Here is a 13,066-nt window from a genome sequence, read left to right on the forward strand (position 1 = left end):
GTTGGAACTCCAAYWGGAGTRAGAAGCGATGCAAAATYACTTTCTGATGTTTATCCAGTWGGAACTACAACAATTAAATGGAATGTAAGTGATGCTAATGGAAATGCTGCAATTGCAGTAGTTCAAACAGTAAAAGTAACAGATAATATTTTGCCAACTGTAATTGCAAAAAATATTTTGGTGCAGCTTGATGCGGCAGGAAATGCAACTATTCAGGCTTCGGATGTAAATAATAATTCATTTGATGACTGCGGTATTACTGCTTTAACAGTTTCTCCAAATACGTTTACATGTGCTAATGTTGGAAATAACACTGTGACTTTAACTGCTACAGATGCAAACGGAAATGTTGCTTCGAAAACAGTAATTGTTACAATAGAAAATAAAAATGCTCCAATCGCTTTAGCAAAAAACACATTAGTACAGCTTAACGCGACAGGGAATGCAACAATCACAGCTGCAGATGTTAACAATGGTTCAACAGCAACGTGTGGAACTCCTGTTTTAACAGTTTCTCCATCAACATTTACATGTGCAAATGTTGGAGCAAATACAGTGACTCTAACAGTTACAGATGCAAACGGAAATGTTTCATTGGCGACAGCCATTGTAACAGTTCAGGATAAAGTTGCTCCGGTAGTTTTGATTAAAAATGCAACGGTTCAGCTTGATGCATCAGGAAATGCTTCAATAACAGCAAGTCAAATTGATAACGGAAGTTCTGATACTTGCGGAATTGCTTCAATAACAGTTACGCCAAATACTTTTAGCTGTAACAATGTTGGAGTAAACCAGGTAACACTTAAAGTAACAGATGTAAATGGAAATGTTGCTACAGCAACAGCAACAGTAACCGTTGGGGATCTTATTCTCCCAACAGCAAAAACGCGTAATCTATCTGTTCAGCTTGATGATGCAGGGAATGCTTCAGTAACTGTAAACGAAATTAACAACGGAAGTTCTGATAACTGCGGAATCGCTTCTGTAAGTGTAAGTAAACTTTCTTTTGATTGTACCAATGTTGGAGCCAATACAGTTATCTTGACAGTTACAGATAAAAATGGCAACAAGTCAACTGCAACTGCAATAGTTACTGTTACTAATACTTTTGGAGATAATGACAACGACGGAATTTTAGACAATTGTGATGCTGATGATGACAATGACGGAATTTCAGATGCAATTGATAATTGTCCAATTACTGCAAATCCTTATCAGGAAGATCGTAACCATAATGGTTTAGGAGATGCCTGCGATAAAGATCAAATGAATATCTCTGAAGCTTTTACTCCAAACGGAGATGGTATAAATGATACCTGGGTTATTTCTAATATCGAAAATCATCCTAGTTCTGTAGTTCGTGTTTTCAACCGTTGGGGAGCTGAGGTATTTGTTGCCCGAAACTATCAAAATGACTGGGACGGACATTCGAAAGGAAACTCAAGTACTTTACCTGCGGCAAGTTCTTATTACTATCAAATTGATTTAGATGGGAACGGAACGATCGACAAACAAGGTTGGATATACATTAACAGGTAATTAAAATAAAATTTTAGAAATGAAAATAATTAAAAATATAGCGGCAGGAGCATTACTACTTTTTAGTAGTATGCTTTTTGCACAGCAAGAAACGGTACTGACAACATACCGTTATCAAATGAATGTTATAAATCCGGCTTATGCGGGTGTAAGCGGAGAAACCCTTTTGTCTACCACATTTCGTAAACAATGGACGGGTATAGAAAATGCTCCCGAAACACAGGCAGTTTCTTTTGGAACGCCAGTTGGAGGCAATGTAGGATTAGGTATTTCTATGGTTTATGATCAAACGTTTGTCGAAAAACAAACACAACTCGGAATAGATATTTCGTATAAATTGCAGGTAGGGGCTCTTACAGATTTGTATTTAGGTATTAAAGCCGGTGGAAATTTTTACAATGTAAACACATCAGGATTGCAAACTTATGTTCCTCAATCAGATCCGGCTTTGGCCAATATCAATCAATTTAATCCAAACGTAGGGGTTGGAGCTTTATTAAAGAATGATAAATATTATGTGTCTCTGTCTGTCCCAAGAATATTAAATACAGAGCGTGCTAAAAACAAAGATGGCTATACTGCTGTTGCAACAGACAGACCACATGTTTATTTAAGCAGTGGTTACGATTTTGATCTGGAAACAACAACAGAATTGATCTTGAAACCTTCTTTCCTAATGCGTTATGTTAATGGTGCTCCACTTTCTGTAGATCTGAATTTAATGCTTCAAATCGACCAGTTTTTTGAAATTGGAGGAAGTTACAGAGTTGACAACGCTTATGCAGGAATTGCAGGCTTAACAATTAGTAAGCATTTGACTTTTGGATATGCTTATGAGGCAAATACTAAAAAAGTAATGGCTAGTGCCGGAAATACGAACGAATTCTTTCTTCGCTTTAAATTTTAATAATTCCCCACTAAAAATTTGAACTGAAGTTTAGTTTTATTTAGAAGTAGTAATAAAAAAAGGGCATCTATCTACAGATGGCCCTTTTTTGATTTACAACAATTCCTATTTATTCAATTTCCTTAACACTTCTTTTGCAACCGCTTTATAAGCGGCCGAATGATCACCATAATCCTTATCCAGAATAATTTTCAGTTCAGGATGAATCCAGTCGTAATAGTTTCCTAAAACATATAAAGTTCTTATCGAATAGGCTTTTGTGGCTACTTTTACATCGTTTATCAGCCAATCAAAAGAGGCTTCGATACAATCCTGAAGATTTTCTTCCGAAAGAATAATGCAATTTTCATCTTTTTTGTAATGTGATTTTACTAAAAGCTGAAGCACTTTTGCAATGGGGCGAATGGCACTTTCATCTTTTAAAAATTTCAAATTCGAACAGAAAAAATCCAAATGAGACTGAAGCCAAATCAATTCTTCATAAGATACAAATTCTAAAATCCAACAGGCTTTATGATTGTTTTTGTCTGATGGAGAAAAGCAAACTGAAACCAACTCTTGAAATAAACGGGGATTTTCTAAAATTTCCTGCGCTACTTTCAGACGATTTTCTCTATAAGCACTAACGTATTCGAGTTTCTTTTGCAGTTCAAATGACATCTTTAATCGATTTAATTCTGCGGCTAAAATAGGTAATTTAATGAGATATTTCCGTAGTAATTTACAGGAAGCCCTGGGTAATAATATCTTGGAGATGAAGTCCCGACAGGAAGCGCATTCGGTAGAATTAAAGAAGCATATTTTTCATTAGTCATATTTTTAATTCCAAAAGCAAAATTGGCATTTAGATTATGGAGAATTTCAAATTGATAACCTGTTTTTAAATTGATAATATTATAAGAATCAGAGAAAGCAGAATTAGCATCGTTCATCGGAATTTCATCCACAAATTGATAATCGGCATTCAAATAAATTCCAAAATGGGTATTCAAAATCAATCCCACATTGACTTTATTGGCAGGAACTCCGGTTAATTTATTTCCGGAATAATCATTTCCACTGTCAACAAATTCCTTAAACTCATATTTTCCTATTGAAGTTCCAATGTAAGAGTTCAGATTAAAAAATCGATTAATTTGCCAATTGTGTTTCAACGTAATTTCAATTCCTTCATGCAATGTTTTTCCGGCATTTACACCTTCATATTGATCATCGCCGATTCTTTTTGCCACCAATAAATCTTTGATTTCCATTCGGTAAACAGCAATTTCGGTATACAGATTTTTGTTGAATAAATAGAATTTTCCGCCCAATTCAAAATTATAACCGTTTTCAGGTTTAATGTTCGGATTGATGGTTCCGTTGCTGGTCAGAGTTTCTTCCGTTGCTGGTAATGAAAAGCCACGGCTAGCTGAAAAATAAATAGTTTGTTGCTGATTCGGTTTGAATAAGAGAGAAAGCTGAGGAGAAAAAATGCCGTCATAACTGTATTTTTCAGTTGAAGTTTTTTGCGGAAGAAAGTTCGTCAGTTCAAAATGCGTTTCATTATAATTTAGGCCGAATTGAAGTTCGAATTTTTCAGAAAGCAACGATCTGATTTGAGAAAATATATTATAAAAATGCCTTTTCTGATCGGTTTCCGTCAATTGATTTCCTTGTAAACTGCCTTCTCCGTTATTTTGTTTGTATAAATTTTCAAATGTATTTCCGTTGTAATTATCAGTAAAATATTCCATTCCGAAAATGAATTGATTCTTCAGTTTTCCAATTTCAAAATTCCCTGAAAATTGTGTTCTTGCTCCGGTTGCAAATGTATATTGACGCAAAATGTCAAAAGGTCTCGGTTCGTTGCTGTCTTTGTAATTAATGAAAACAGAAGTTGAATTACTCAGATTGTCATTAATCTTAAAATCATAAGCCATTCCCGCCAAAGTCGATTTGTATTCTTTAAATCCTTTTGAAGCCACCCAGGTCGGTGCACCCAACTGCGGATTTAAATCGTAAACTTCTTTGCTAATCGAACTCGGAATAAAAGCTTTTAAATAAGTGTAATTAGTGAAGTAAGTCAGTTTGCTGTTTTGCTTTCTGAATAATTCTCCGGCAAGCGTAATTCCTTCTCGTTTATAAGAACTGTTTTCGCGCCAGCCGTCTGATTTTAAATTGTGATAACTTAAATTCAAACTTGAATTTTTCTGGTCAACACTATAATTCAAAGTATTTTTCAATAATCCAAAAGATCCAAAAGTGGAATTTATTCCTGCAGTTTGTCCTTTAGTTTTAGAAAGTTGAGGTGAAATTAAAATCGCTCCACCCAAACCAGCACCATAAATACTCGAAAGTGGTCCTTTGATAATTTCAATCTGGTTGAGGTTCTCCAAATCGATATCATCAATAACCGTTTCACTATTTCCGGAAGTGAGCGGAATACTGCCATAAAAAGCCCTTATTTTATTGGTTCCATACGGCGTTCTTGCGCCAATACCTCGAATCGAAATTCGGGTTGTTGTAAAATTGGACGATTGCATAAAAACACCCGGAATTGTATTTACGACATTGGTAATATCTGTAGCATTGTTTTGCGTCAGTTCTTTTTTGGATAAAATTCCAATAGATGCCGGCGCATTCTGTAAACTGTCATTAATATGAAAGGAACTGATGATAACCTCATCCAGTTTTTCTGTTTTCACCGTATCAATAGATTTGCTTTTTTGTTCCTGTGAAAAAGTGTTTTGGAAAAAAATTAAAACAAGAAAAAAGCAATATTTTTTTAAAAGCATAAAGGGGTAGTTAGTTTTTGAGCTAATTTTAAACACATAGAAACATAGTTTTGGTTTGCGCATAAAGGCATTTCATTTGCTAAAAGACACATAGTTATGTGTTTTAAAACGAGTGAAACGCCTTTTTTACGTTCCAGCAAATACTATGTTTCTATGTGTTTAAATTTATTCACACAGATTGGAATTTGGGATTTTAAAAAATTGAAATTTTACTTGTTCGCTGTCACTTTCCAAATTGTATTTCCGCTGTCATCATTTACCAAAAGCGATCCGTCATTCATAACCGTAACCGCCACCGGACGTCCGTAAACCTGAGCTTTGTCAGCATCAGAAATAAATCCAGTTAAAAAATCTTCTGGTTTTCCGGAAGGTTTTCCATTCGCAAAAGGAACAAAAATTACTTTATAGCCAGAGATGTTGGCGCGATTCCATGAACCATGCTGTCCAACAAAAGCACCATTTTTATATTTAGCCGGGAATTTATCTTTATTGTAGAAAGCCAATCCCAACGACGCTGTGTGAGGACCAACTGGAACATCAGGAACAATTGCTTTTGCTGCCAAATCTTTACGTTCGCCTTTCATTCTCGGATCTAAAATATTTCCGAAATAAGAATACGGCCATCCATAAAAACCATCTCTTTTTACGCTTGTAATATAATCCGGAACCAAATCATCTCCCAATTCATCACGCTCATTAACAGCAGTCCAAAGTTCTTTATTTACCGGATTCCAATCCATTCCAACCGGATTTCTAAGTCCGGATGCGTAGATTTTTTCTCCGGTTCCGTCAGGATTTATTTCTAATATAGCAGCTCGGCGTATTTCTTTATCCATTCCGTTTTCTCCAACATTACTTCCTGAACCTACCGAAACATAAATTTTTGATCCGTCAGCGTTCGAAATTATATTTCTTGTCCAGTGATTATTATAACCTCCCGCAGGAAGTTCCAGTATTTTTTCGCCTTTGGTTTCTAATTTTAGGGGATTATTTTTATATGGATATTTGTATAGACCATCGGTATTGGCAATGTAGAAAAAGTCTTTTAGAACCAACATTCCAAAAGGCTTGTTCAAATCTTTTATGAAAACTTCACGAGTTTCAAATTTTCCGTCCTTGTCTTTGTCACGAAGTACTGTAATCTGATTTTTACTGGTTCTGGTTCCACTTTCTACAACAAAAATATCATTGTTGGGTGCAATATAAGTCCAACGCGGGTTTTCGAAGCCATCAGCAAATTTAGTAACGGTGAAACCTTCCGGTGCTGTTGGCGTTTTTCCTTCCGGCCAGCCTATAACTTTGCTGTTGTTTGTTTTAGATTCGGTTGCAAAAGGTGGAGGTAAGGTAATATCACCAATTGCGGTTTTTACAACATTGGCAGGTTGTTTTGCCAGCGCTTCTTTTTCTTCTTTCTTCACTTGCCCGTTGCAGGCTGTCATTATGGTTAATAACGACAATGATAAAAATTGTATAGTAGTTTTCATGGTTGATTGGAGTTAAATATTTACAAAACAACAATTTAATAAAATTTAAAATAGTGGTTAGAAACCGTTTGTAAATATTAACTGATATTTAACATTCGCAAAAAAGTCACCTTATCGATATAATTTGATACTGACAATTTGGTTGTAATTCTGTATCTTTGCGCATTATTTTAAAATCAAAAATAATGATACAACTTCACGATAAACAATTTGTTCCGTTTATTTCGGCTAAAGAAATTGATTTTGCTTTAACAAAAATAGTGGCGCAGGTAGAAGATGATTTTGGAGACGATACTCCAATTTTTATTGGCGTTTTGAATGGTGCATTTATGGTTGTAAGCGATTTTCTGAAAAAATACAAAAGTCCCTGCGAGGTTTCATTCATCAAAATGGCCTCTTACGAAGGAACTGAAACGACGAATGTTGTTAAAGAATTAATCGGAATTAATCAGGACCTTTCTGGAAGAACTGTGGTAATAATTGAAGATATTATTGACACCGGAAATACAATCGAAGAACTAAAACACTTGTTTAAAGAACTAAATGTAAAGCATTTTAAAATTGCAACTCTGTTTTTTAAACCTGAAGCGTATAAAAAAGATATTAAAATTGATTACGTCGGAATCAGGATTCCAAATAAATTCATCGTGGGCTACGGTTTAGACTACGATGGTTTAGGAAGAAATTTAACTGAAGTATATAAGTTAGCCGAATAATTAAAAACACAACACAACTATATATTCATTTTAAACTTCTTAGCTAAAATCAGGAAGTCAAGAAACACTCACATTATGATTAACATCGTTTTATTTGGAAAGCCGGGAGCAGGAAAAGGAACTCAGGCAGAATTTTTAAAAGAGAAATACAAATTAACACATCTTTCTACAGGAGATATTTTTCGTTTTAATTTAAAAAATGATACAGATTTAGGTAAAAGAGCAAGAGTTTTTATGGACAATGGCGAATTGGTTCCTTGCGAAGTTACAACGGCAATGTTAATTGAAGAGGTGAACAAACATTTAGATTCAAACGGATTTTTGTTCGACGGTTACCCAAGAACTTTAGATCAGGCTGAGGCTTTAGATAAATTTTTACCAACAATCGGATCAAGTGTTACAGCAACGATTGCATTAGAAGCTGATGATGAGGTTTTGGTAGCCCGTTTGCTTGAAAGAGGAAAAACAAGCGGAAGAGTTGATGATCAGGACGAAGAAAAAATTCGCGTAAGATATCAGGAATACAACGAAAAAACAGCTCCATTAATTGGATATTATAAAGCACAAAATAAGTTTTATGCTGTAGATGGCATAGGTACTGTTGAACAAATTACAGAGCGATTAACGTCAGTTATAGATAATTTGTAGAAGCTATCCAGCTGTACGTTTCATCCCGAAGCTTCGGGACGCTAAAAAAACTATTTTTCTAACCATAAAACGAGCTTCTCCCGACGCTTCGGGAGTCAGCTATTTTCTGGCAAGAAAAATTAGTTTTTTTAGCTCCGGGCTTTTCTCTTCCATCTGGGCTAAAAATACAAGAGATTACAAATTATATTAACGAACTATTTTATAACGAATAAGCCACAAATTGGAAATACTAATAATATTTTTTCTAATACTATTAAACGGAGTTTTCTCGATGTCAGAAATCGCATTGATTTCGGCTAGAAAAAACAGATTGGAAACTGCTGCAAAAAAAGGAAATAAAAGTGCAAAAATTGCATTGGATTTAGCCAATTCTCCAAACAAGTTTTTATCTACCGTACAAATCGGAATTACCTTAATCGGAATTTTGACCGGTATTTATAGTGGAGATAAAATCACAATGGATGTTGAGACTTTTGTTGCCGGATTTGCTATTTTAAAACCCTATGCACATTCAGTTGCAGTTGGAATTGTGGTCGTGGTTTTAACGTTTTTTTCTTTGGTTTTAGGAGAATTATTGCCAAAAAGAATTGGTTTAAATTATCCGGAAGCAATTGCAAAAGCGGTAGCGCTTCCAATGAAAATAGTTTCGATTGTAACAGCTCCATTTATTTGGTTGTTAACATCATCAACCGATTTTTTGCTGAATATTTTACAGATAAAACCTTCAGCTGACGGAAAAGTGACCGAAGAAGAAATTAAAGCCATTATAAAAGAAGGAACCGAAGGCGGAGAAGTTCAGGAAATTGAACAGGATATCGTGGAGCGCGTTTTTCATATTGGTGACCGAAAAGTAAATTCGTTAATGACACACCGTAAATCGGTAGACATGTTGCCATTAAACGCAGATAAAGACAAAATCAAAACATTGGTTTTAGAAGATTTGCACACTGTTTATCCGGTATATAATGACAACTACGATGATATTGTCGGAATTGTAACGCTTAAAAATATATTCGCCAACATTGAAAGCGAACATTTTGATTTGTCGGCAATTATGACAGATCCTCCTTATTTAATGGAACAGACAACGGCTTATAAAGCGTTGGAAAATTTTAAAAGAACCGGAGTACATTATGCTTTGGTTTCTGATGAATATGGCGTTTTTCAGGGAATAATTACTTTGAATGACATTCTGGAAGCTTTGGTTGGAGATGCATCTGATTTTTATAAAGATGAATTCCAGTTAATTGAAAGAGAAGATGGTTCATGGTTAGTTGACGGACATTATTCATTGCACGATTTCCTAACCTATTTTGAGTTAGATGAATTGACAAACGATTACGAAGTAAACACCGTAAGCGGAATGATTATGACCGAGCTTTCGCATATTCCTAAAGAAGGCGAAAAATTATATTGGCAAAAATTTGTACTTGAAGTGCTGGACATGGATGGCGTAAAGATTGACAAAGTATTAGTAAAAGCTCTAAAAGAGTAAAAATAAAATAGTTTTCAGTCGCAGTTTGCACTGAAAAACTGTGACTGAATAGACAAAAACAATAGAAGTTAGAGATAAGTTTTAGAGTAATCTAAAATCTAAAATCTAAAATCTGAAATTCAAAACAATGACAGAAGGAAATTTTGTAGATTACGTTAAGATATATGTTTCATCCGGAAAAGGAGGAAAAGGATCTACGCATTTACATAGAGAGAAATTTATTGAAAAAGGAGGCCCGGATGGTGGTGACGGTGGTCGCGGTGGACACGTATATTTAGTGGGGAATAAAGGTTTGTGGACATTATTTCACTTAAAATTTGCACGTCACATTAAAGCCGGTCACGGTGGAGATGGAGGAGGAGACCGTAGTACGGGTGCTGATGGAGATGATAAATTTATCGAAGTACCTTTAGGAACTGTAGTAAAAGATAAAGAAACCGGAGAAACCTTATTTGAAATTACAGAAGATGGTGAAAAACAAATTCTTTCAAGAGGAGGAAAAGGTGGTTTAGGAAACTGGCACTTTAGAAGTTCAACAAACCAAACACCACGTTACGCACAGCCAGGTTTACCAGGTGTAGAAATGGACGTAATTCTGGAGCTTAAAGTTTTGGCTGATGTTGGATTGGTAGGTTTTCCAAATGCCGGGAAATCAACTTTGTTGTCTGTACTGACTTCTGCAAAACCAAAAATTGCTGATTATCCTTTTACAACTTTAAAACCTAACTTAGGAATTGTGGCTTACAGAGATTATCAATCTTTTGTAATTGCTGATATTCCCGGAATTATTGAAGGTGCGGCTGAAGGAAAAGGTTTAGGGCATTATTTCCTGCGTCATATTGAACGTAACTCAACGTTGTTGTTTTTAGTTCCTGTGGATACTCCTGATATTAAAGGAGAATATGATATTTTGGTTAATGAGTTGACCAAATACAATCCTGAAATGTTAGATAAAGAACGTTTGTTGGTGATCTCAAAATGCGATATGCTTGATGACGAACTTAAAGCTGAATTAAAAGTTGAACTTGATGTTGCTTTCAAGGATGTTCCTTATATGTTTATTTCTTCTGTAGCGCAACAGGGCTTGACAGAATTGAAAGACAAACTTTGGAAAATGCTTAACGACTAAAAAGCTTAAAAATATTTTTAAAAGGCGTCCGCTACAACGGACGCCTTTTTTATTGGGTTTGATATTAAATTCGTAAAAAAAAGATATAAAACAACTGGTATGTTTTATTTTAAGAGTTTATAAGATGCAATAATTGCGAAAATGCTTTATATTCGCATGACTTAAACAAAATAATATGAAAAAAATAGTTTTATTCTTTACCATGTGCCTTATGGCTTTTCCTGCAAGGGCTGACGAAGGAATGTGGTTTTTGATGTTTATCGAAAGATTGAACCATAGAGATATGGAAAAAATGGGCTTGCAATTAACAGCCGAAGAAATTTACAGCATTAATCATCATAGTTTAAAAGATGCTGTTGTACAGTTTAATGGAGGTTGTACAGCTGAAATCGTTTCGAAAGACGGATTAGTTTTAACAAATCATCATTGTGGTTACAATGCAATCGCAGAACTTTCTACAGCGGAACAAAATTATTTAAAAGATGGGTTTTGGGCAAAAGAGAAAAGTGCCGAAATGAAACCAAAATCATTATACGTTCGCTTCTTTGTTCGTATGGACGATGTTTCTAAAAGAATTTTATCAAAAGTTAATGATACGATGACAGAAACAGAGAGAAACAAAATCATTCAGCAAGAAATTGCTTTGATCGAAAAGGAAAATAACGAAGGCGGAAAATATACCGTTTCTGTTCGTCCTTTCTTTCAGGGAAATGAATATTATTATTTCGTTTACCAGGATTATACAGACGTTCGTTTAGTGGGAACGCCACCGGAAAGTGTTGGTAAATTTGGTGGAGATACTGATAACTGGGAGTGGCCTCGTCAAACGGGAGATTTCTCTATGTTTAGGGTCTATGCTGATAAAGCTGGAAACCCTGCAACATACTCAAAAGAGAATGTGCCTTTACAGCCAAAACATTATTTGCCTGTAAGCATCAAAGGAGTTAAAGAAAATGATTTCGCGATGATTCTTGGATATCCTGGAAGAACAAATCGTTGGATGCCAGCTGGCGGAATTGATCAAAACGTAAAATTTGCTTATCCTGCTTGGGTTGAAGGTGCAAAAACGGGAATGGACCAAATGAAAAAGTATATGGACAAAGATGCCACAGTTCGTTTGCAATATGTGTCTAAATATGCTTCGACAGCCAATTACTGGAAAAACCGTCAGGGAATGATTGATGCTTTGACGAAAGCCGGAACAGCAGCTGCTAAATCTGAACAAGAAGATAAATTCTACGAATGGGCTGCTAAACCAGCTAATAAAGAAAAGTACGAAAATGTAATTCCGACGATTAATGATTATTACAAGGAAACGAATTTAAAAGCGCGTCACGATAATTATTTATCTCAGGTTTTACGTACTTCAAGTTACGCAACCGGGCCAGCAAATTTAGGAAATGCATTAATTGCCTACTATAATGAAAACGATGCCAAAAAAGCCGAAATGTTGCCTAAGATCAACACTATGATCGATAACATTTATGGTGAATTTTATGCACCGCTTGAAAAAGATGTATTAACTGCACAATTGAATCTATACGCTGCTAAAGCTGCTGAATATGGTTTGGCACCACAAATTGCTAAAATGAAAACGGCAAATAATGGTGACTTTACTACTGATGTGGCAAAAGCAACTGAAATAAGTTATTTCACATCTAAAGAAAAAGTATTAGCATTTATGGCTGATCCAAAACCACTAGCGATTGTTCATGATCCATTGTATATCATTTCAAATGATTTGATGACAAAATACCGTGCTAAAACAGATGATCAGGCAAAAGCTGATGATGGTTTTGCAGTTGCTTACCGCAAACTGGTTGAAGGTTTGAGAGAATCAAAATTAAATGCAATAAAATACCCTGATGCAAACTCAACTTTGAGACTGACTTACGGAAAAGTTCGTGCATTGCCAGCGGATCCGCGTAATGACGCTACAATCAACAATTATACAACCATGGAAAGTATGGTTAAAAAGTATAAAGCCGGAGATCAGGAATTTGATTTGCCAGCGCGTTTGTTAGAGTTAAACAAAGCAAAAGATTTTGGTCAGTATGCTGATAAAGCAGGATATATGCCAGTAAACTTCTTGACAGATAATGACATTACAGGAGGGAATTCAGGTTCTCCGGTATTAAACGGAAAAGGAGAATTAATTGGAATTGCTTTTGACGGAAACATCGAAGCTATGGCCGGAGATGTTATTTTTGATCCAAAATTGCAAAGAACAATCAACGTAGACATTCGTTATGTACTTTGGATTATCGACAAATACGCCGGAGCAAAAAATATTATTGATGAAATGACGATTATTAAATAATCTCAATTTTTATTCAAAAGTAAACCCGACAGATTTTTAAATCTGTCGGGT

10 protein-coding genes are annotated in these 13,066 nt (G+C 35.2%); 7 read left to right on the top strand and 3 right to left on the bottom strand.

What is annotated here, in order from left to right; translation table 11 throughout:
- Nucleotides 1-555: 555 nt before the first annotated feature.
- On the top strand, nt 556-1,539 hold the full coding sequence (locus tag ASC72_RS24870) for a gliding motility-associated C-terminal domain-containing protein (protein ID WP_371258474.1): 984 nt from the start codon (nt 556-558) through the stop codon (nt 1,537-1,539).
- Between the two features lie 19 nt (nt 1,540-1,558).
- A complete protein-coding gene (locus ASC72_RS20270) occupies nt 1,559-2,446 on the top strand; it encodes a type IX secretion system membrane protein PorP/SprF (RefSeq protein WP_082564371.1) in 888 nt (295 codons plus the stop codon).
- A gap of 105 nt (nt 2,447-2,551) precedes the next feature.
- Here the strand turns inward: ASC72_RS20270 and ASC72_RS20275 are convergent, their stop codons facing one another.
- From ASC72_RS20275 to ASC72_RS20285, 3 genes are all read right to left on the bottom strand, one after another.
- Nucleotides 2,552-3,106 (bottom strand): hypothetical protein, encoded by a 555-nt coding sequence (locus ASC72_RS20275; protein ID WP_056195202.1) that lies wholly within the window; start codon nt 3,104-3,106, stop codon nt 2,552-2,554.
- A 23-nt stretch (nt 3,107-3,129) separates the two neighbouring features.
- Nucleotides 3,130-5,133 carry a TonB-dependent receptor gene (locus ASC72_RS20280; protein WP_241775766.1) on the bottom strand — a complete coding sequence of 668 codons (2,004 nt, stop codon included), beginning with the start codon at nt 5,131-5,133 and terminating at the stop codon, nt 3,130-3,132.
- A 299-nt stretch (nt 5,134-5,432) separates the two neighbouring features.
- Entirely contained in the window at nt 5,433-6,707 is a 1,275-nt protein-coding gene (locus tag ASC72_RS20285; RefSeq protein WP_056195209.1) for a sorbosone dehydrogenase family protein, read from the bottom strand.
- Between the two features lie 185 nt (nt 6,708-6,892).
- Here ASC72_RS20285 and ASC72_RS20290 point away from each other — a divergent pair, with 185 nt between their 5' ends.
- The 5 genes from ASC72_RS20290 to ASC72_RS20310 all read left to right on the top strand — a co-directional run bounded on the left by ASC72_RS20290 (nt 6,893) and on the right by ASC72_RS20310 (nt 13,015).
- Nucleotides 6,893-7,423 carry a phosphoribosyltransferase gene (locus tag ASC72_RS20290; RefSeq protein ID WP_056195212.1) on the top strand — a complete coding sequence of 177 codons (531 nt, stop codon included), beginning with the start codon at nt 6,893-6,895 and terminating at the stop codon, nt 7,421-7,423.
- A gap of 75 nt (nt 7,424-7,498) precedes the next feature.
- Complete coding sequence (locus ASC72_RS20295; protein WP_056195215.1) at nt 7,499-8,071, top strand: adenylate kinase; 573 nt, start codon at nt 7,499-7,501, stop codon at nt 8,069-8,071.
- Between the two features lie 220 nt (nt 8,072-8,291).
- The gene (locus tag ASC72_RS20300; RefSeq protein ID WP_082564372.1) at nt 8,292-9,566 is read left to right on the top strand and encodes a hemolysin family protein; all 1,275 of its coding nucleotides are present in this window, start codon (nt 8,292-8,294) and stop codon (nt 9,564-9,566) included.
- Between the two features lie 127 nt (nt 9,567-9,693).
- Nucleotides 9,694-10,695: a GTPase ObgE gene (gene obgE / locus ASC72_RS20305; protein WP_056195221.1), complete on the top strand. Its 1,002-nt coding sequence runs from the start codon at nt 9,694-9,696 to the stop codon at nt 10,693-10,695.
- A gap of 175 nt (nt 10,696-10,870) precedes the next feature.
- Nucleotides 10,871-13,015, top strand: a complete 2,145-nt coding sequence (locus ASC72_RS20310; protein WP_056195224.1) for a S46 family peptidase — start codon at nt 10,871-10,873, stop codon at nt 13,013-13,015.
- Nucleotides 13,016-13,066 lie beyond the last annotated feature (51 nt).

This window comes from Flavobacterium sp. Root420 (assembly GCF_001427905.1).
In the GTDB taxonomy this organism is placed as follows: Bacteria; Bacteroidota; Bacteroidia; order Flavobacteriales; family Flavobacteriaceae; genus Flavobacterium.

Bases quoted from the DNA above. Each gene is read 5' to 3' on its own strand.
- ASC72_RS20310 (WP_056195224.1), top strand. From the start codon at position 10,871: ATGAAAAAAATAGTTTTATTCTTTACCATGTGCCTTATGGCTTTTCCT.
- ASC72_RS20290 (WP_056195212.1), top strand. From the start codon at position 6,893: ATGATACAACTTCACGATAAACAATTTGTTCCGTTTATTTCGGCTAAA.
- obgE (WP_056195221.1), top strand. From the start codon at position 9,694: ATGACAGAAGGAAATTTTGTAGATTACGTTAAGATATATGTTTCATCC.
- ASC72_RS20275 (WP_056195202.1), bottom strand. From the start codon at position 3,106: ATGTCATTTGAACTGCAAAAGAAACTCGAATACGTTAGTGCTTATAGA.
- ASC72_RS20285 (WP_056195209.1), bottom strand. From the start codon at position 6,707: ATGAAAACTACTATACAATTTTTATCATTGTCGTTATTAACCATAATG.
- ASC72_RS20295 (WP_056195215.1), top strand. From the start codon at position 7,499: ATGATTAACATCGTTTTATTTGGAAAGCCGGGAGCAGGAAAAGGAACT.
- ASC72_RS20270 (WP_082564371.1), top strand. From the start codon at position 1,559: ATGAAAATAATTAAAAATATAGCGGCAGGAGCATTACTACTTTTTAGT.